General features: G+C 49.2%; 7 protein-coding genes. 3 read left to right on the plus strand and 4 right to left on the minus strand.

The window, feature by feature from the left end; genetic code table 11:
* Positions 1-4: 4 nt before the first annotated feature.
* The 4 genes from CCY01nite_RS19150 to CCY01nite_RS19165 form a co-directional block, all read right to left on the minus strand.
* The gene (locus tag CCY01nite_RS19150) at positions 5-4,582 is read right to left on the minus strand and encodes a DUF6443 domain-containing protein (RefSeq protein ID WP_146865197.1); all 4,578 of its coding nucleotides are present in this window, start codon (positions 4,580-4,582) and stop codon (positions 5-7) included.
* Positions 4,583-4,591: 9 nt separating this feature from the next.
* Positions 4,592-9,079: a hypothetical protein gene (locus CCY01nite_RS19155; protein ID WP_146865199.1), complete on the minus strand. Its 4,488-nt coding sequence runs from the start codon at positions 9,077-9,079 to the stop codon at positions 4,592-4,594.
* A gap of 663 nt (positions 9,080-9,742) precedes the next feature.
* On the minus strand, positions 9,743-11,239 hold the full coding sequence (locus CCY01nite_RS19160) for a hypothetical protein (protein ID WP_146865201.1): 1,497 nt from the start codon (positions 11,237-11,239) through the stop codon (positions 9,743-9,745).
* A 57-nt stretch (positions 11,240-11,296) separates the two neighbouring features.
* Positions 11,297-13,564, minus strand: a complete 2,268-nt coding sequence (locus tag CCY01nite_RS19165; protein WP_146865203.1) for a right-handed parallel beta-helix repeat-containing protein — start codon at positions 13,562-13,564, stop codon at positions 11,297-11,299.
* Between the two features lie 134 nt (positions 13,565-13,698).
* Here CCY01nite_RS19165 and CCY01nite_RS19170 point away from each other — a divergent pair, with 134 nt between their 5' ends.
* The 3 genes from CCY01nite_RS19170 to CCY01nite_RS19180 all read left to right on the plus strand — a co-directional run bounded on the left by CCY01nite_RS19170 (position 13,699) and on the right by CCY01nite_RS19180 (position 22,642).
* Positions 13,699-17,781 carry a hybrid sensor histidine kinase/response regulator transcription factor gene (locus CCY01nite_RS19170; protein WP_146865205.1) on the plus strand — a complete coding sequence of 1,361 codons (4,083 nt, stop codon included), beginning with the start codon at positions 13,699-13,701 and terminating at the stop codon, positions 17,779-17,781.
* Between the two features lie 140 nt (positions 17,782-17,921).
* The gene (locus CCY01nite_RS19175; protein WP_146865207.1) at positions 17,922-21,149 is read left to right on the plus strand and encodes a SusC/RagA family TonB-linked outer membrane protein; all 3,228 of its coding nucleotides are present in this window, start codon (positions 17,922-17,924) and stop codon (positions 21,147-21,149) included.
* A gap of 11 nt (positions 21,150-21,160) precedes the next feature.
* Positions 21,161-22,642 (plus strand): RagB/SusD family nutrient uptake outer membrane protein, encoded by a 1,482-nt coding sequence (locus tag CCY01nite_RS19180; protein ID WP_146865209.1) that lies wholly within the window; start codon positions 21,161-21,163, stop codon positions 22,640-22,642.
* Positions 22,643-22,649 lie beyond the last annotated feature (7 nt).

A 22,649-nucleotide genomic window follows, 5' to 3' on the forward strand; every position in this document is an offset into this window, starting at 1 on the left:
TATTTTAATAGTGCTCTAAAACTGTTTTCCAACTGCCACCATAATTCTGCTCAAAAAGAGATTTGTATTTGTTGAGTTGTTGCGTACCCATTTGAATACCTCTTGGATTGAAAGGCTTTAACTCGTAAATCGTCTTTGTTCCAAAATCTACGAAGTCGGGGCGTATGCCTTTGATGCCTGTAAACTCTTTAAACCTGCCAAGCTCTGGGGCGTGTTCAGCTAATTTGTACCCCTTATGCATCTCTCTTCCAAGTGATAAACTTGATTTGGTATATCGTATTCCCTCCTTAGCGGCACTCGCCGCACCATCCGCAGCCTTTACAACTTTACTGCCCGTTTTGACGCCGCTTACAACATTTCCCAGGATCGGAACAGCCGAAAGAATGTTGGTGACTCCTCCCAGGTAATCTCCGCGGTAGAAAGATACGCCTGCATTTATAAGATCTATAACTTCTCCATATCCCGGTATGTTACCGCCAGCATCCAGGGCCAGCTGTATATTGTCCAGCTTTTTTTCCTCTTCAATATGTGCGGTAGCCTTTCTTACATCTATTTTCGGCATCTGCACTAAGCCCCATTTGCCCGCATTTCCGTTTTCATCCAGGATCGGGATTTTCTTTTCTTTATCCTCGTACCCATAATAAAAACCCGCTTTAAAATACCAAAAATTATCATCCTGCCATAATCCTCCCGCTAAAAAAGTGAAATCATCGGCGTACGAAAGAATCCCTTCTGTCCAGTAGACAGCACTATGATTTTTAGAATTATCCCACATGTAGTTTATCAGGTCAGTGACCTTGTTAAATTTTGGGGTAGCTTCCAGACCCATGGGGTCGTTCATATTAATGGGATCATTGACAGCGTAGGTATATGGAGACCAATCCGGATAATCTGTTGAGAGTGGATCCATTTGATGGAACCGGCCGATCTGTGGATCATAAGATCTGAAAGGTGTTTCGTACCAGTTCAGACCGAGACTTTCATTGAATTCCGTTCCACTGTTATAGCGTGCCCTGTTTTCGGGGTAGCTGCCGCTGGTAAATGCCTTGCCACTGATAGCGTACATCGTTTCGCCGAAGGGATAATAGTGATATTCCTCGAGAACCGGGCCTGGATTTAGAATTACCGCCAGGTTATCGAAATAAACGTCTTGTGAGCTTTCATTGCTGGTATATACGTACAGGAACCCGCTTTCTTTTACAACCATTTTGCCGTTGGCAAGCGTTTGTAACTGGTCAGGATTTTCCTGCACCTGTTTTGCCCCGCTGTTTTCCTCTACCAGTTCAAACTGTCTGTTGAACATTGCGTAGTTCAGGTAGGAGCGCAGTTTTTGTGAATGCCCATTGTCGTTTTCTTTTTGACGTAAACGCTGGTAGCTGTTCCCGATAGCATTGCTCATGGAACTGTTGCTGCTGCCGATTGGTATATTGATTTTGTCGTGCCCCAATTGCCGGGTTGGGCCAAATACATTCACCAAAGCACTTGCCATATCCTGTGCAGGAATGGTATTAGCCGGTTTTTTATAGCCGATGGATTTATAGAAAGCATTTACGCCGATTTGAATAGTGTCGCCTGCTGTAACTTTCAGTACGATACCTGGTCCGATCCGGTGTTCAGGTGTGTTGCCATTTAGCCTGGCTACAAACTGGTTGCCTTGTGTATCCGGATATCCTACTGGTTTTGCGGCCCTTGAGTTATCAAGATTGGAGAACAGCGCATTTTCAACAGGTGCAAGCTGTTGCTCCATGGAAGCCAGGTACATGGAAAAATCAGTTTGCTCAGTTAGTACCATGCGGGTGTTCCCCCGTTCGTCACTCAGAAAATAATCGTACGTGTATTGTATGGGAGTGCTGTTTTGGTAAACAGGCCTGATGCGCCCCTCAGCATGTAAGATGAACTTAAGACTATCGTTGATATATACATTACTACCTATATAATCCGTAACTTTTGTAACGGATGGGTTAATACTATTGTCCACAACTGTTTCCCGCAGCTTGACGCCCCCTGCACTGTAGAGGTAGGTTATAGTGCCTTTGCCGGTAACGGTGATCTCTTCAGGTAGATCAAGGTGATTATAACGGATCCCCGATATATTTTTATTATCGTCTTTGGTGAGGTTGCCATTGCTGTCATACAGATAGTCACTAACCCCGGAAAGGTTGGCTGTGTGATTGGCGGAAGGTTCCCTGAAATCCCCGAGGATGCTATTTTCATCGTTCTGATCGTCTCTTACATACCTGAGTTTGTTGCCTTTGTCTGAATAATTATACACCAGCTCATCTATCGTAACAACAGCGGAACTCCGTACGCCCTCCTGATTCATTTTCAGAATGTTACCATTCCGGTCATATGCAGTGGTGGAATTAACACCATCACCCATTGTAACCGTGAAATCCATCACTGATTTTCCCCAGTTTCCATTTTGCTGCGTGAAATCTGCCTTTAGTAGCTGCCCCAGGTTATCATAGCTGTAATCATATTTTCTTTGGATGCCATCTGTGGCGCTCATCCAGATGGTGCCGGCTGCCTGACCCGTATATCGGGGATTGGAATAAGTGGTGCTGTTTACAGAAGAGTTTGTGTTATCATATGCGATCTCCATGCCAAAGAAATGACTTTCCTGGCCGGTCAGGTATTTACGATTGATGCCTGATAGCCATCCGCGGATATTATAATCGTATTCCAGGCTCTCCAGGTTGCTGCCGAGTACTTTCTTCTGTAACAGACCAGCATCGTCGTATGTTAACGTGGCAATGAGTTTGTCGGTTGATTCGTTATTCAGCCGCTTGCGAATGTATTTTAAACGATTATCGCTACCATATTCAAACTTGGTAAGTACCTGCGTTGTTGGTATAATTCCAGCGCGTGGATTAGTAACATATTCATACTGGCTTAGTAGATTGCTGGCAAAGTCGTATTGGCGGGTTAATATGTTGTGACCGCCTGCGATGTTATCCGTAACTATTTGAAGCTCCCGGCCTTTGTCATCGTAATAAACAGTATAATTAAGCCACTGGTCTGTACCTATGACTCTTTCCCGTTTGCCGGTCAAAGCGCCACGGAGTTTGGTGGTATACGTAGTATTGACCTCTGCATTCGTATTGTTACCGGCATCCAGCTTGTTAAGGTCTGCAGCTTTGAATGTCCCGGCGCTCGCATCATAGGCATCATAAAAGAAATATGTCAGCGGGTATATATCTGCCTGATCAATACCGTTGAGTACATTTGATCCTGCGATAGTAACGGTACCGCTTGTTAAACCAGGCACTATCTCCGCCGTAAACTCATCATTAACGGCACTTTCAAAACCTTCCGTAAAAGTAATGCTGGATCTTGCCTGGTATCCAGGAGGCACTAATGTGCGGTCTGCAATTACCAGGTCTACCGGCCCGGGCGTGGAGTATGTAAAAGTACTTCCTTCGGTAGCGGAATTCATTTGCGTTTGCAGATCCGCCCTTGTAGCACCAGAAAGATAAAATCCTTTCAATACAGGCCTGTCTTCATCGTCGTATAAAACAATATTCCATTTGGGTTGGGAAGCATTACGAAGATTGCCATCCCGAGTGAATACAATCCTATCCCGGACATCGTACACCATTTCCTTTAATTCCGCTCCCGGCGAGCTTTGAGAGATAATGCGATTTCTTTCGTCATATTGAAACTGATAGCATAGCTCGTTGATCAGTTCATTATCATTCAGGTTCCAGCTATGTGTACGTAAATATTCAGTAGCCTTGGGTGGAATGATGAATACAGTGTGCCCGAAATCGTCGTATACATAATATGTGCATTTCCAGTTTTCATGATTATTGCCCGGATTTTCCAGGGCCTCCATTTTCAATACCAACTGCCCGCTTTTATCAAGGAAAGTAACCTGCTGATGGTTATTTTCATCTACATTCACCACTTTTATCAGCTCATTTTCGGGGTAAGTAGCGGTAGTGACCGGTATAGATCCGGACATCTCCCAAATCCGGATTGCATCTGCAGTGGAGTTGGACTGATAACTGGATTGCTGTTCCCGGTTGCTGCCGACCCAGCTTTTTCCCGCAGCAGCACTTTTCAATATGCGGTTCAAAGGAGAGTTTTCATAGCCGATCTTGCCGTAATAAAAATCTTCTCCCGGGTAATGCGCCTGCATGTAAGTTTGCTGTTCACTGAACGCATTGAGTTTGAATTCTCCACTGGATGTCCCGGAAATGTATGGCAGGTATTTTATGCTTTCTTTTCCGTTGACGTCATACAGGATGGGTATCACATAGTCCTTCCCCAGGGGAGATGCGGCTTTAGCCACTATTTGCAGCGGCCGTCCAGCTCCATCCAGGTATTTAGTGACCAGTGTTACTTCCCTGGCTGTTCTGGCTGAATGGATGACCTGGGCAGGATCACTAACAGGGTAGTGGGGAATCCATTTTTGGGAAATATTCAAGGGAATATTAGATGGATAGGCGGACGGTATGGGCTCCGGACTTTGTGCAACCGTATATTGAAGAGGGTTGATCAAAAGCAAAGCCATCAATAACTTTAATATTCTATATCGCACGATTTTTATATTGGCGATATGAAGTGTCGCGAGTTTCATATCTACGAATTAGGGATTGACAGATATTGTGACATTATTCATCCCGCTGGTGAGGGTCACTGCGGAACTAACTCCCGGGGTGTATACACTATTATTGAACATGATTTGACTAACCGGGTTGCTGGTTCTCATATACAGCCGGTAAGTACCTGTGGGAATCTCCGTACGATAGATCTGGCCAGGAGTAATAAGTACCTCCATTTCCACGAGGCGGCCAGTGAAACTATCGATCAACTCGATGAGTTCGATATTTACAGGCGACGGGCTTAGTAAATCATAATTGTTTCGGATTTCCACTTGAACAGTGCTACTATAAATAACATTGTTTGCGAGAGAAACCGAATCTACTGATAGCACATTTCCCCGTTGATCTTTTGTATAAGAAGGCTGACCCAGTTGATTATAAAAGATGGATGTGTAATCTCCGGTTTGGTCATAAACGATAAAAGGGTTGCCATCTGGTAAATAGGAATATGCTTTGAATATGCTGTTTGATGGCAATGCAACAAAACTGCCTTCGAAGGACGACAGCTTAAATTCGATTTCTTTCAATTGAGAACCGGAAGGCAAGCCTGATAGATTTATCGTAGCCTTCTTTACTTTGTCGCTTACATTGGTAGGTGTCGCCAGGAAGGAGTCGCCTGATGTAGAGCCATTATTGTAGTATAGTTTCCCATAAAGGGATGTTTCGGGATTGTTAACCAGGTAAACGTCCAGGTGCTTCCCGGATGTAACAAGATTATTAACATTCACCTTGATTCTTGCACTACCGGACTCGTCGGTCGGTATGACGGGATTTTTTTCAGCCAGGATAACGTCCTCGTAATTCTGATAATTAGCCATGCTGCCGTCAGTAAAGAGACTATTTGTAAGTTCCGAAACATATATCCACATTTCGTGGTAGTAAAAATTATATCCACTTATGTCATAGTTTGATAGTGTAGCCATTTCTTGAGGCGTGATTTGTTCCATTGCCTTCCGTAAATTATAAATTGCCTGGCTAAATTCGTTCGTGGAAACCCGATCTTCTACCTTATAGAAAAAACCGGTCAAGGCCCGGAACATTTCAATGTCGTTGTATAGCGACTGCCATATAGAGGGGTATCCATCATGAAAGCTATCCAGTTGAGAGATAACCTCTGAAATGTATCGCATATGGTCCATTTTAAAGAGATCTATCGGAATAAAGTTAAAGAAGGGCTTTTCAAAGAAACTGATATATGGATATTCTGTCAATGCCGGGGATGCTTTCTTAAACAAGTTGTAATTGTTGTAGTACGGGTGAACCTGATATGAAGAGAAGTCAATTGCTGTAGCATTGTCGGGATCAATATAGTTGCTTTCCAATAGCAACGTTCCCCGGAAATTATCATAAATTTTTACATCGGTAATTCTGCCTGCTCTGTCAACTATAGCCGTCGGCCGCATGAAATCCGCATATTGTTTCCATTTTAGCGTGTTTTCAGCTTGATATAGCGTATTATTGTCCCATGCTATACTTGTATATGGAAGGATTGTTGATAGGTTTTCTGAAAATCCATAAATAGAGGGGTTGAAAGATGTTGATTTCTGGAGAATCCGTTGTTTATTTTGCAGGAAACCAGACTTGCCGTTATTAATAGCTTCAGCATAGTCAAATCGTTCGCCATTCAGAAATTCGTAGGTAATACCCTGATCCCTGGAAACCCAACCCTGCTTTTCGATAATTGCGCTCTTAATATGATACATCTGCATCCTGGAAATTATTTCATTCTGGGGTAATTGATAATCTGCGGCATATTTGGTGCGTACCGTTGACAGGTGCCCCTTACTGTTAATTGACTGTATTTTTGTAGGCATAAGATGCGCCGGGTTTTCATAGCTGAACTTCGTCTCCGTTTTATTGACCGGAATATTCGGCGCCGCCAGCAGTCGTTCAAACAAATAAGCTTTCTCATCAGGAAGGCCAGGTACATTGGAAGAGGCATAGGCTATAGCGGTATCGTAATCCCCAAAATAAAATTCTTGCTTTTCTTTTAGTAGCAAAACCTGCTTAAAAGGAATGGTATAATCGAACGTGGAAAAAAAGGTCTTACAGCGTGGTGCATAATTTGGAAGGAATATCCGGGAGTAAGGATTTAACCAGAAGTTGTAATCTCCAAAAGAAAGATGATAGGAGTTAACATCCGGAAATTGCAGAGCGAGTGAATTCGCTTCGTAGAAAACAGGCTCTTTTGATGTCTGTGTTAATTCTGAATAAACAGCGCTTGTGTATGGTTGAAAATAATCGTAAGATACCAGATTCAGATCTTCATCCCTGCTATCTAAATCTTGATTGGTTAGATAACTATAACGCTCTATATACACAATTTTTCCACTAGAGTCGTAGAAAATTTTAGCCAGTAATGCATCATCAAATAAGCTTTTATGGGACGCGGAGGTGTTAACAGGTGGAATTGCAGCATATTTATATCCAATACAGGATTTGTCATTTGAGATTTCTTCAACATAGTGGTATAAGACGCCATTGTTACTATTCGATATGTCAAGATTTCCGAAGTCAATAGGGTCTGTAGATACCATGACATCCGGGGGAGATGTGGGAGAATACGAATATTGATAGATGAAATTTCTTTTTAAGAGGTCTACTAAACGGCCTGAACTGAGGTGTTTGGTGGGATCGCCGGTAGCAGGAAAATCATATTTATATTCCTTTACCATAGGGGTACCAAAGCCTGGATCATGCGTTATCTTCTTAATTCTCAGACCACCTGTATGAACGGGATCCGGGAAGGCGCCGAGATACACCGTATTTCCTTCATACTCGAAATTGGTTTTGCTACCCATTAACGTAGTTACCTGCTTTAAGGATCTGGCCTTTGCCATACTGGAGTCAGGCCTGCGGTCTGCAGCGGCACCATAGGTATTAGTAACTTTATCAAGATAATCACCTGGAACGTTTACATTTCCGAAAACCGGTAATATTCCCCCCGACCCCGATACGATATAACGAGGATCATCCATTAAAAGCGTTGTATTATTACTTTTCCCATTGTAGTATCCCCAATAGTCCTGGGCGTACATATGCAGGTCTTCGTCTTCATCGTAATAATCGAACTTGTATTCCCTTTCAACCGTTTTGTCTGCAGCTACAACCTGGACCTTTTTTAGATAACCTTTTCTGCTATAGTCAAATTGAACGAATTTTATCACCTCACCATTGATCGAACGAAATAATATCCGGTCATAAGTATAAATTTCTTTGGAATTAATGAGCGGGATGTATTTGAATTCGATAATGGAATTACGTAGTGATATCTTTTTAATAAGCTTGTTGAAAAGTATATTGTGCTGACCTGCTTCGGTGATCTCTGACTGTATAGTATGATCATTACTATACATTTGGCCGATAATACTCAGAACATTATTAAGGATGTTCTCAAGTTCCCAGTTAACATGCTGAATTTCATATTGTTGTTGTTGAATTCGCTCGTTATACGACAACAAGTCCATTTGGTTCAGCATGTTTACGCTGGGAAATACATAATCCATTGAGTTAGGTGATAGCGCCCGGAGTGTTTTATCCCGGTTTGCGGTTAGCTTTCGTAGGTTGTCCGTAAGCAATTCCAGATTTTGAATATTGTTTTGACTGCTTGCCTGCAAACTTGCTAAAGCGCTGTTCAGGCCCGGGTCACTGCCTAAAATCGGTAAAACCAGCGGAACACCGTAGAAACTATATGTACTCGAGTAGGAATTAAAAGCTTCGGCGTAATGTTCTTCGTAGTAAGTATAATCAATTTTCCCATCATTCATCAACTCTACTGACTTTAAATGCCAGGAAGTTATAATGTTCTCTGAAAAAGAGTTCGTTGGTGTAAGGTTTTTGATAAACGTGTTTCCAGGGTGGGAGGCAATAAATTCATAAATATTCCCGAGCGGATCCTTAACAATCCACCCGGAAATACTGGGCCCATCAAATTGACAGGTTATAGATACATCAGTTTTTATTAATGGTTCAACTTCAACATTATTGTCTTTTTTTACAAGTATAAATTTGACAGAATAGCCATTCATCTCCAATTGAAATATATCAGATTCTCCATCTATTTTGTTAGCATTTATATTTCTTTTATATTCTTCATATGCGGGATATGAGGTGGGAGCCGGATGGTTTAAATAGCCAATGTTCTGATCTTCGTCAGCAGATGCTCCTTTCATTGTTCTTGTAATGATTCCGCCACCAAAGTTTAACCCCCAACCGAGCCCGGCTAACCCTGGCGTCTGATTCACCTTTACACCACCAGCACTGTAAGTTAATGCTACTGGCAAACTATATTCATCCTGGCTGGCCTGGAATAGCGGAATGCTATAGTGCATTATTCCTGTAGAGAACGATACATTGGCACCTCCTTTTTGATCGGCTAGACCTTTGACAACATCGCCCGGACTAACGGTTTGGGCCTTGGGTATCTCCTGTAGACACAACAGGATTAGAAGCAGGAAAGGGAATAATTTCATACATAAGGGATTCTGGGTTATGGACACTTGATCATTTGCCCAATTTCAAATTGACAAAGCTGATAGCGTTTCCATCTAATAAATTCAGGTATAGCTCGCACTTTAACGTCAATCGGGTTGGGTTCATGGATCAACTTTGATCGTTAAGGGCAATGATTACATCACAATATAATTATATTTATTAATTGGGCATATTTTTTTTCAATAGTGCTCGGCTATCATACTGTCAGTATTTTTGCGCATCCGCCATACTCCACTGGTTGGATAATTGTACTGCTCACAGGCATACCTGGTTCAATACCGATGTAGAGCGGCAGGTCGCTCAATTCCAGTTCCAGTGTTTGCGCATTGAAAGGCTGCGACGCAGATTGCCACTCCGTTTCACAAATACCGTGTATCCTTGCAGCGTAGCGCCGTTATCACTCATAATACTCTTGGCTGCATGGCAGAATAGATAGTCATCATCCATTTCGTGATCTATGATTGCTTCATCTATTCTCATTGCGACATTAAGTCCTTAATTACGACATAAATATAGTTTTATATGTCACAATGTTAATTATTACGTCATAAAAGCAAGTTTATATGTCTTAATACTACCGATTAAGCTTGTGAAATAATGGTTGGGGGAATCATTATTACAATTCCCCAAACAAAACATCATCAATCCTCCACCCCCGGCCTATACACCTCAAACCCCGTCACCCCCACAGCCCCATCCCCATTCGGCACAACCTCCAGCGTATGCACCCCGTTCTCCAGCCCCCAAACCAGCGTGGTCTTGTACAATTTCTTCTTATCCGTCATATCCGGCGCACGAAATGTATCCACAAACATCGGCACCACAGACCAGTGGGTAATAAACCCAACCGGGACCGCAGTTTTGAAAGTATTTTTAATATTCGCAAAGATCACATCTGAAGGCTCAATCACCACGCGCCCCGATTTTGATACAAAAGTTTCCGCGCTGCTGCCGGCGCCGTCGTTGCCGGTTTTAGTGCCATGCACGCTGTAAGTGAACACCGTCGTATCCGCATTGATGCTTTCTATCTTCAGCGTCCAGTCTTCCGGAATGAGAGGTTTGATATGTGATACTTTGCGGATGCCGGGCCACCAGGTGCCGGGGCCGGCGCTGGGGCGCGTCATGGTATATGCGGTGGGCGGTTTGCCGTCGATCAGTATGCGTGCGGTGCCTGTTGACGGCAGTTCGGTGATCACGTCTACCCGGTTGCCGTGAAAGGTCAGTTTCATTTTGCTGTTACGGGAATCGCTCACCGCCGTGCCTTTCTCATTCCGCCAGGGTGTGCCGGAGTAGGAGATAGGGCTGGTGTTTACTTTATCGAAAGCAGGTGCGGTGAAATACGTTTGCACGCTGCGGTACGAGGGATTTGGAAATAGCGGGTTGTAACGGATGTGGCGGCCTACCAGCTGCGCCAGCAGCCAGTTGCCGTTGCGGTTGGGATGCACGTTATCACGTAGCAGATCTTTGGGTGCCAGGTTATTGGTTTCGAGGTAGACGGGCCATTCCGCGGAAATGTCCGCCAGCTCGCAGTCATATTTCTGCGCGATGTAGCGGAGATAGGCGGCGGATGTTTCATTCGGTTTTTTCTGATCACCGTTTACATGATGGTTCATGAGCAGTACGTCTGCCGTAGTGTAGCGGCGGATGCCGGTGAACAGCTCTTCCAGCTCGCCGGTTTTTTCACCACCGTATACATGAAAGATGATGAGGTCGGCATTGGCATTAAAGATATCGTGCGGCGCGGTACGGATGATCTGGCTGGCCCCAAACCCGCCGATGCAGCGGTTTTCGAGGGTGATGTCCGCATGCGGGAAATGCGCTTTCAGGTAGTTGGACATTTCCGCGGTGAACAGGGAGCTGCCGGTAATGGATTGTCCATATATAATGATCTTCACCGGCAGGCGGCGCTGCGCGGTGCTGGTAGCCAGCAGGGTGGCGCTTCTTACAAGATGTGCGCCGAGGAATGCTTCCTGTTCGGCGGGTGCGGGCATAGGCATGGAATCGCGGGGAGGATGCGCGGCTTCGTACTTTTGCAGCGCTTCCTTTTCCGCGGCTTCCTGGGAAAAATCTTTCTCCTGGCCGAACGCATAGAGTGCGCTCAGCGTCAGGAGAACTAACGGGAATTTTAAAATGCTCATTTCTTGATTTTTGCTATTGAAGATGTAGTTATTTCTTTTGATGCTTGCGGCAAAAAGCTATTCATTGCTTACTACCGTATGAAATACACTGCCGGCCAGCTTCAGGCTGTCACCCGTATTGATTGACCGGTTATTTTCAAATATGCTGCCTAGTATGCCGGGCGCCCCTTTGGCAACGATCTCCCCGCTGCCATTGGCGTTGAAATACCCTTCCCCCTTCACGAAACTGCCTTTCACCACGTTCGGCGTATAGGCGCGCACGGTATTCCCGCGCACGGTCATGTTCAGCATGCCGGTACCAAAGATGTTCGCGTTTTTCTCCTGCGCAAGATAAGCGGCAATGAAGGCGGCACGTCTGCCGTCCGTGTTCTCCACGGTGTTGTTGGTGATCAGCGTGTTCCAGGAAAGGTTGTAGCGTTTGTAAGCCAGCCGCTGGTCTGCCCGTATGTAGATGCCTTCCGAGTTGACGAGCTTGTTGCCGGTGATCACAAGGTCCGCATTGCCGCAGTACATCCATATTCCGCGGTTGTTGCCTTTCAGGATGTTATCTCTTACCAGCATCTGGTAACAGGACCATTGGGTGATCACATAATGGCTGCCGGGCGCGGGCACTACGTCCCAGGGCCGGTCGATCGTGAGTACGGTATCATTATTTTTGACGATGGTGCGCCATTGCCCCGCGCCTTTTCCATGCACGATGGCTACGGTATAGTTGGTGGGATGGATGGCGTATTGCCATTCGGTCATCACCCGGTCGGTGAAGTCCTGCCACTCCGTTTTCCAGTCTTCCAGCGTAAGGGCGCCGGCTTTGGTGACTTTGCCCATGCTTTGTTGATGCGGGTTTCCGCCCTGGCTGAGAATGGTTTCGCCCTGGTTCCTGTTCAGGACAGGCGTTCCCGTTACTTCAAACGTGTTCGCCTGTACGATCACATCTGTTACATAATCAAGACTAAGCCCGCCGGTTTCGCCTTTGGCCTGGTGATCGCCGTTTCGGATGAAGCGGTTGTTTTCGAAGATCGCATGATGGCAGCCGTTGGCGCCGAATCTTCCGGCATTGTATTCATAAGTGTTGTTGCGGCAGATGACGTTATACGAATTTTTGATGTCCTGCGGCCAGGTGCGGGTAGGGGCGTTGATGCCGCGAACGTCCACTGAAGTGCTTTTCATGGTGTTGTTGGCCAGCAGCAGCTTGTCCACATTCACAAGCGCCAGTCCCCATCCGGTATTAAAATCCAGTCCGCAGTTGACCACGAACAGCCGCGAGCCGCCTTCCGGCATGTTCTTGATGGTATGCACAAAGGCGCCGCTTTCATTTACATTTTTCATGGAAAGATCGAGGAGGCCGCTGGTGGTGATGCCGCCGGGCCATACCATCGCCATACCTTCGGAGCGGCTGTCCGGCCAGCCGAGCGTCCAGCCGTAGGGAGCTTTCACTCTTTCGGTGGAGAAGGGTTTGCCGTAGCCGTAGGTGATAATGGTCTTGTCTTTGCCATCGCCTTTCAGCACCACGCGGGAGCGCATGATGAGGCCGCTGCCGGTTTCATATATCAATTTATAGTGACCGGCGGGAAGATATACCACGCCGCCGCCGTCCGCATGTGCTTTGTCGATCGCTTCCTGTATCACGAGGCGGTCATCATTTTTGTTGCGTTGGATGAGGCGGGTATCGGTTTTGATGTTATAGACATTTCGGGAGAAGCTGAAATCGGCGCCCCAGGGCACGTTCAGGCCGAAAGGGTCCGCTGCTGCTTTCCGCACCAGCAGGGTTTCATCAAAATAGCTGTCGCCATGATGACCGCCCGTTCCGTTATTCACCTTTATTTTATACCGTACGCCAGCTTCGAGCGTACCGGGCGTTTTCAGCTGAAGGGAAAATGCATCGCCTTTTATAATATCGGCATTTGCCGTGCGGCCATTTGCGGGATGCACGAACTGCACCTTCGCATTTTTATTCATCCACATATTCCGTCCAAACAGGCGGAACACTGTGCCGGGCATCACCTCGTCATATTCATAAGACATCACCCTTGCGCGGTTAATGTATACCGGTTGGCTATTGCCCACTTTCAACACATACATTCCTTCCGGCGCATCCACCGGAATGCGCACGGCCACATAATTGGTATCCTTTTCCAGTAAGGGAAGCTCAACAGAGCTGCCATTGATCACAGCGAAGAACACTTTGGGAACGTTCCCAAATGCATCGCCCTGTATCCCCACTACTTCACCGGGTTTTGCGGATTCTGTATAATTGAATATCGTCTGGCCGAAAGAAGAAAATGCCGGAAGCATCAGCATCAAGATAATCGTGGATCGCCTGCGCATCGTTGTTTTTTTATTTCGTAAAAATAGGCGTATCTTTTTTGCCGTTAGTGTACCATATTTGCAATAAGCTATAGTATATCTGCATACGGGCCGTCAACCACCGTTTTCCCGATATACACATTCCACATTATGCCATGAGGGGGTTTATCTTACTACTGTTCATTATTTGCAGTGCCGGAGTTTCATCCGCGCAGAATCGGGAGGTTGCGGGGAACAAGATAATTTCCGATCTTCTTTTCACCCGCTATACCAGCAAGGAAGGTCTGCCGGATAACCGTATACGTTCGGTATTCCAGGATAGCAAAGGTTTTCTGTGGGTGGGCACGATGAACGGCGTCAGCCGGTATGACGGTTACAGCTTCCGGAAGTATTATAATAATAATGACCCCAACAGTATTTCCGGCAACTGGGCTTTCGCCATTTGTGAAGATGCCGCGCAGCGCATCTGGATCGGCACGCTGGACGGACTGAATGTTTTTGATGCGAAAACCGGACAGTTCAAGGCTTACCAGCATGCAGCGGGCGACAGCACCTCTATTTTTTCCAACAACATCACTTCTTTATTATTCGATACATCGGGCAAGCTCTGGATCGGCACGAGGGAAGGACTTACAAAGCTCGATCCCGCCACCGGGAAATTTGAAAGGTTCAGCGAAGCGCCTTTCCGCACTTACATCAGCAGCATCATCCGGTCAGACGGCGATCATATCTGGATTGCGACGGCAATGGGCGTGGTACGTTTCAACACCCGCAGCGGCGCGCACCGCTTCTACGAGATCAGCGTGAAGCCCGATCCTTACGGCGCTTACTTCTGGTCGCTGCTGGAAGATCAGAAAGACCTCTACATCGCCACCGGCTCGGAAGGCATTATCCGTTTGAGTTATGATCCGGGAACGGGGGATTATGGCAAACAAAGTTATCTCGATCAGCATCTGCATCAAACCGAAGTATTCGACATCTGCAAATCACCCGCCGGTGATTTCTGGCTGGCGACGGACCGCGGGATCGCCAAGATCGAGCATCCCGGTACAACCGCTTCAAAGGTGAGTTTTTACCGGAACAACCCCCTCAACAACCAAAGCCTCAGCAACAACACCGTTTACAAAGTGTTCATAGACCGCACGGACAATCTATGGTGCGGCACGGAACTGGGGCTGAACAAGCTCAACCTCCACATCCTCCCTTTCCAGTACTTCACTTTTAAAGACCCCTCGGCGAAAGACCAGGTGCGCAGCATCTTTACGCCCGACGGCGAAAACATCTGGATCGGCACGGCCAAGAACGCCTGCTACCAGTTCAATATCCGCGACAATGCAACGAAGCCGTTCCGTTTCCAGCCCTCCGCTTTCAATTCACACCGTTCTATATATATGGACGGCCGTGAAACGTGGATGGGCACCCTCGGCGGCGCAATGAAGGTGGACCGGCGGGGCGCCGCCACCATGGTGAAAGAAGCCACCGGCCTTGCCATCTTCACCATACTCCGGGATTCCAGAGAAAATACCTGGCTCGGCACGAACGACGGGTTGATACAGATACGGAAAGACGGCAGCCATCTGAAATACGCGCACGATCCCGCCAACCCGCGCAGCCTCAGCTCTTCGTTTGTGCATTCGCTGCATGAAGACCATAACGGCTTCATCTGGGTGGGCTTTGAAACCTCCGGCCTCAGCTATCTCAACCCGTCCACCGGCGTTTTCACCAGGGTAACGCCGAACAAAGCGGGAGAGAAGGTATTCGGCAACATCATTTATTCCATCCTCGAATATCCCGCCAACGTGATCTGGGCCGGCTCGGAATCCGGCCTGAACAGGATCACGCTGAACAGCCTGAACAACGGGCAGTATGATTATAACGTAAAAAATTATTTTGAGCAGGACGGGCTGGCGGACCAGTCCGTGAACGGCATCCTTGCCGGGAAAGACAACAGCTTATGGATCAGCACCATCAAAGGGCTGCTGCATTTCGATGTGCGCACGGAACAGTTCCGGCACTATCTGCCCACCTTGAATTTCAGCCTTGGATGCGCTTACCGCTTCGATGCACACAACCTGCTGTTCGGCGCGGCGGACGGCTTTCTCGTTTTTGATCCGGAGAAGATCTCCCATAACGATGTGCTGCCGGAAGTCGCCATTTCCGAACTGAAATTGTTCAACAAGGAAGTAGGCATCGGCAAAGCTTTCAATGGAGATGTGATCCTGGAACAGTCCATCACCGAAACAAAAGAGATCTCGCTTGGCTACCGGAACAACGTATTCACGCTTGGTTTTGTGGGGCTGCATTTTTCCGATCCGGAGAACAATGCCTACGCTTATAAAATGGAGGGCTTTGATAACGACTGGATCTATACCAGTGCCGCGGAAAGGGCGGTGACCTACACCAACCTGGACCCCGGCACCTACACCTTCCAGGTAAAGGCCGCGAACAGCTTCGGGAAGTGGAATGAAAAGCCCGCCACGCTGACCATTCACATTTTCCCGCCCTGGTGGAAAACATGGTGGGCGAAGCTCCTGTATTTCATCGCCTTTAATATTATCCTCGTGATACTCATCCGCTACCTGGTCAAACAATCCCGGCAGCGGCATGAATTTGAAACGGAACGGCTGCTGCGCCTGAAAGACGAAGAGCTGCACCAGGAGCAGCTGGGCTTTTTCACCAACATCACCCACGAGCTGCAAACCCCGCTCACCCTGATCAACGGCTCCATCGAACGCTTCCTGTACAAGAAAGAACAATCCACGGACCGCAATTATTTCCTGTCCATGATCCACCAGCAATCATCCCGGCTCACCTACCTCGTGAACCAGCTGCTGGATTTCAGGAAAGCCGAAGCCGGCCACCTGCAGCGGCACGACGGCCACCTGGATGTTTCTGGACTGCTGACGGGCATCGCCAACCTGTTCGTGCCCTTATGCGAACAGAAAAAATTGCAGTACTCCATACTGGTAGAGCCGGGCATCACGGGGTGGATGGACAAGGACAAGCTGGAAAAGATCATCTTCAACCTGCTCTCCAATGCGTTTAAACATTCAGAAAGCGAAGAGGAGATCATTTTCTCCGTATATCCCGCCGGGGCAGACAAAGCGCTGGAGATCACCGTCGCCAATTCCGGCTGCCGCCTGTCGCAGGAGCAGCTGGGTAAGATATTCGATAAATTCTTTGTGGTCAATGCCGCTAATGACGACAAATACAGTCATGGCATCGGCCTGGCCTTCACGCAGCAGCTGGTGAACCTGCTCGGCGGCAGGATCTCCGCCACCAGCGAGAACAACTGGATCTCTTTCAAGGTCTGGCTGCCGCTCGCCGAAGCCGGAGAAACCGAAACGCCGCAATCCCAGTCGCCTTCCTACCTGCTGCGCTCCATCGCCTCTGGTCCGGATGCCGAAGTGCAACGCTCCGCGAGAGAGCATAACAAGCATGCGCTGGTGGCGGCGTTGGAGGGGCAGGACAAAAAATCCATCCTGGTGGTGGAAGACGAGCCTGCCATCCGTTACCTGCTGCGCGACATCCTGGCAGAGAACTACATTGTATATGAAGCGGAAAACGGCCGGCTGGCGTTGGAACTGATGAAAAATACGCTGCCGGACCTCATCATCAGCGACATCATGATGCCGGAAATCGACGGGCTGGAGCTTTGCAACAAGGTCAAGAACTCGCCGGACACCTGCCATATTCCCTTCATCCATCTGTCCGCCCGCGGCACCCTCGAACAGAAAACCGAAGGGTACGACGTGGGCGCGGACGCTTATATCCCCAAACCTTTTGACACCGCGCACCTGCTCGTGAGGGTCCGGAACCTGCTGGAATACCGCCAGCGCCTGCTCAACCTGTTCAAAAAAGACGATCTCACCAACCGGATCGCGGAAGAGGAGCTGGCGGACGGCGACAAGAGCTTCCTGAACCGCATCGTGCAGATCATAGAGGAGAATATGGACAATACCGAGCTGGATGCCGCTTTTCTCGAAGAAAAGCTGGTGGTCAGCAAGATGCAGCTGTACAGGAAGCTGAAAGCCCTGTCGGACATGGCGCCCTCCGAATTTATCCGGCACATCCGGCTCCAGCGGGCAGGCGTTTTGCTGGTGTCTACCCAACTCACCGTCTCCGAAATTTTCTACAAAACAGGCTTCAATAACAAGTCCTACTTCTTCAAGGAATTCAAAAAAAGGTACCAATGCTCCCCCAAGGAGTACCGGGACCAGCACCGAATCCATGCCTGAAATCCGCTGCCATGGCTAAATGAGCTATAGTATACTACATTGTAGCTATAGTGTACCACCATTTGTTGATCCTGCCTTTTCTTTGAAAAAGTTCGAGGATCAACCAACTGATACATATTACCTAACAGACAAGCCACGATATGAAAAGAAAACATCGCTTTTCCAGCCTGTTGCTATTAAGTGTCTTTTACTTTAGCATCCCTGCCTATTCCAACGCACTTTTCCAGGAAATAAGGCTGACTGGTACCGTCAGGGACAAAGGAGGGGAAACCCTGCCCGGCGTCACCGTAAAATTGAAAGGTACCAATACCGGTACCATCACTGATGAAAAGGGGAATTACAGCATCCGGCTGCCGGATGGCAACGGCACCCTTGTATTTACATTTATCGGGTTCGACAAAAGAGAGATACCCGTTAATTCCCGGAGTGTAATAGATATTATACTGGAACGCTCTGCCAACACATCTCTGAACGAGGCCGTAGTGATCGGTTATGGTACGCAGCTGAAGCGCGACCTCACCAGCTCGGTGTCTACCATGAAAGGCTCCGAAATAGAGAAGTACAATGTGAACAGCTTTCAGTCCGCCATGCAGGGCCAGATGGCCGGCGTGGAAATGTACGAATCCAGCGGCGTGCCCGGCGCGGCCGTGAACGTGCGCATCCGCGGGCTCAACACCATCAACGGCAGCGCCGGCCCGCTCTATGTGATCGACGGCGTGCCCATGTTCTCCGGCGGTGGCGGCGACGGCGACGCCCCGATCACCAACGATGCGAACCTCGGCGGTACGCAGACGAATATTATGGCGGACATCAATCCGAACGATATTGAATCGATAGAAGTATTGAAAGACGCCGCGTCCGCCGCCATCTACGGCGCCCGGGGCAGCGGCGGCGTTATTCTCATCACCACCAAGCGCGCGAAGAACGGGAAAACCAATTTCAACTTCAGCGCCACCACCGGCTTTACGGAAATATCCAAAGAAAAAGCCCTGCTGAACGGCCCGCAGCTGCTCATGATCATGGACGAAGCGCACCGGAACAGCTTCTACAGCGATCCGGCCAACGAGGGCCTGCCGCTCACGCCCACGCCCATGCCCGAGATCATGAACTTCGACCGCGGTATGGCGGACACCACGGACGTGAACCAGCTGAAAGCCATCCTGCGCACCGGCCTCTTCCAGGATATCAGCCTTTCCGCCAGCAGCGGCACCAGCCGCACCAAGTTCTATCTCAGCGGCACCTACAAAAGAACGCTGGCGAACATCCGCGGCTCGGAAATGAATCAGTATAACCTCCGCGTGAACATCGATCATACTTTCAACAAACATATCCGCTTCGGCGGCACCATCGCGCCCTCGCTGAACAAGGAATTCCGGCTCGGTTCCGGTACCGTGACCACGGCGGGCGGCTACGGCGCGGCCATCAGCACGAACCTTCCTATTTATCCGCTATACAATCACGACGGCACCTATTTCAATCCCTGGGCCAACCCGCTGGCGTTCCGTGACAGGGACCTGTACAGCAATAACAGCCGCAGAACACGTTTGCAGGGATCGGTTTATTTCGAGGCCGACCTGGCAAAAGGACTGAAGTTCCGTACGAATGCACAGCGGGAAGACTGGAACCAGCTTGGTCTTACGTTCATGGAAGGGCTGCTCCGCTTCCGCACCAGCAACAGCGGCAGCATCAGTCCCTTCCCGGACGATCAGCTTGCCAAAGGGCAGCATCAAAATTCCTTTGGCTGGATGAACTCCGTGGAAAGCTTCCTGACGTACGACAGAACGCTCGGCAAATACCACAAGATCAACGCGGTGGGTGGCATGCGTTTCTCGAAGAACGATGCATTGTACGAAGCGATGTACGGAGAGAACTTTGCCAACAGTAATTTCCTTTATCCCTCGCAGGCGGCGTCCATCAGCACCGGCTTCCAGACCGGCGCCGTAGGGGAGCCCGCCGCCAATCTCGGCTATTTCCTCCGTGTCAACTACAAGTACCATGATAAATACTTCCTCAGCTTTATCGTGAACAGGGACGGAAGCTCCCGCTTCGGCAGGAATCACCGTTTCGGCACCTTCCCCGCTGTATCCGGCGGCTGGGTGATCTCTGACGAAAGGTTCATGAAAGGCAACCGTTTTGTAGACTTCCTGAAGATCCGCGCCAGCGTGGGCCTCACAGGGAACGCGCAAGGCATCAGCAATGTGGTGGCCATCCCTTCCTGGAGCACCAGCCTCAACACCAGCGGTTACATGGGCACTGCCACGAGTAACCCCGCCAGGCCCGCGAACGCGGACCTTCGCTGGGAAAAAGGCGTGAAGCTGGATGGCGGGCTGGACATGGCTTTTGCCAACAGCCGCATCAACGCTACATTTGATGTGTACCACTACACCACGCGCGACATGCTGCTCGCCATTCCCACCGGCACCACCTTCGGTTTTGGGCTGCCCAGCACTTCGCCCACCTATCTTGAGAACCGCGGTTCCCTCATCAACAAAGGCATCGAGTTCTCCATCAATACCATCAACATCCAGGGAGATTTCACCTGGAAGACCAATTTCAACATCACCCGCAATATGACCGAAGTGGTGAGCCTCGGCGGTCTTACGCCGGACCTGATCTCCGGTGGCAAAGGCGATATCTATTTATATGAAGGCAGGGAAGGACCGGTGTATAACCTGATAGAATGGGTAGGAGTAGACCCCGAAACCGGCGGAGAGCTGATCCGCGACCAGAACGGCAAGGTAGTGCTGGCATCCAGCCTCAACGCCATGGAGCTGGCAGCCGCCCGCAAACCGCAGTTCAATACGCTGCCCGCCCCCAAGTTCTACGGTGGTATCGGCAACACCTTTTCCTATAAAGGTTTCGACCTGAGCATATTCTTCTCGTTCAGGGTAGGCAACTACCTGCTGGATGCCGGAGAGCGTGTAGCCAGCTACGTGGGGAACATCTCCTACGATAACTCCGGCTCAAAGATCTACATCGGCAACCTGCCCACCACCATGCTCAACCGCTGGACGCATCCCGGCCAGGTCACCGACGTGCCCAAAGTATATTATAACGATGCCACGAACGATGTGCTGCGGACTTACAATACAACCCGCTTCCTGTCAGACGCTTCTTTCATCCGCCTCAAAAACCTGCAACTGGCATACACGCTTCCGAAGAGCATCATTTCCGCGCTCCGGCTGCGTTCCGCCCGCCTGTCCTTCACCGGCCAGAACCTCTTCCTGCTGACGAAGTTCAAAGGCGTGGACCCTGAAGCGATCACCGTTTCAGGCGATTACCGCGAAAGGAACATCGCATATGGCATTATCGGGAACGTTGTTCCGCAATCAAGGATGATGACGTTCGGATTAAATATTGGCTTCTAAAAAAATCAAGGATGAAAAAAAAGATCTTCACTATACTGGCGCTCTCCTGCTTTCTCTTTCAGAGCTGTGAAAAGATGCTCGAGATCGTGCCCGCATCCACTTCCCCGGAAGAGCTGATCCTGTCTACCGTAGACGGGATGGACGGGGGGCTGAACTATGCCTATGCGCAGCTGCACACGGATGTTGGAAGGCATTATACGCTGTGGTCCGAAGCGCTGGCAGATCACCTCGTGATAAGGGGTTCCGCCATCCGGACGCAGATGAGCTTTTACGACCGCGACATGGACGCGATCGTGACGGAAACAATATCGGCCACCGACCTCCGTTTGCAGAACGACATCCGCATGCGTGAGCTGTACAACTGCATTAACGCGGCAGCGCTGATATTGCGCGCCGCGGAGAACGACCTCGCCAAAGACGATCTTGGCTGGTCCACCAACAAGGCCCGCATCATGGGCGAATGCCACTTCCTGCGCGCTGCCGCGCATTTCGAGCTGGTGCGTTTCTGGGCAAAGCCCTGGGATGCCACGCCGGACAACACCCATCCAGGCATTGTGCTGATGGACCATCCGGTAGACGACCGCGTCAGCAATATCAAACCGCGTGCAACGCTGAAAGAGATATACGACTTTGTGATCGCGGAGTTCAAAAAAGCGGAGGAACAATTGCCGGAAGCATTCGATCCCGCGCAGCATGCCGCCGTTTTCAACGGCCGCGCAACGAAAGACGCGGCGCGCGGCTACCTGGCGAAAGTATATTTCCAGCAGCTGAACAGCACGATGGCAAAGCAAACGATCGACGGACTGATCGGCGCAACGCCCGGCATCCCTTCCAGCCATCCGCTGCAAGCCAGCCTGTCCGCCCTGTTCTCCGCCCGCGGCGCCGATGATACCGATCCGGAATGCATCTATCAGTCCACCAGCTCCATCACCACCAACTCGCTCGCGCCCTACTGGAACAGCACCAATACCGAAAGCATCTATACCATCAACAACGCCGCGCCAAAAGGTATTGTGAGCGAAAAATTCCTGGCGGACGCGAACTACAGCGCCAGCGATCTGCGGTGGACGACCTTCTTCAAAACACTGGCGGACGGAAAGGTGACGCCCATCAAGTACAGCCTGGTACAGCATTACAACATTCCCCTGATCAGAACGGCGGAACTGCTGCTGGACCGCGCCGAGATCAATGCCGCCGCCAACAACCTGCCGGATGCGATCGCGGATTGCAATGCCATCCGTGAAAGGGCGCAGATACCGTTGCTGGATGACGGGATATCGCAGGCCGCATTGCTCGATACGATCAAGCTTGAACGTATCCGCGAACTGGCTTTTGAAGGCGACCGCCTGCATAACCTGCGAAGAATGAAAGTGCCCATCCCCGCGGGTGACCGTGCAGACCAGACGCCGCTTCCCTGGAACGGCCTCGAGCTGGTACTCAAATATTCTGTAGAAGACATGGCCCGCAATCCTTTGCTGGACAACAATTATTAAAAAAACT

Origin of the sequence: Chitinophaga cymbidii, from assembly GCF_007992715.1 — a bacterium.
GTDB lineage: Bacteria > Bacteroidota > Bacteroidia > Chitinophagales > Chitinophagaceae > Chitinophaga > Chitinophaga cymbidii.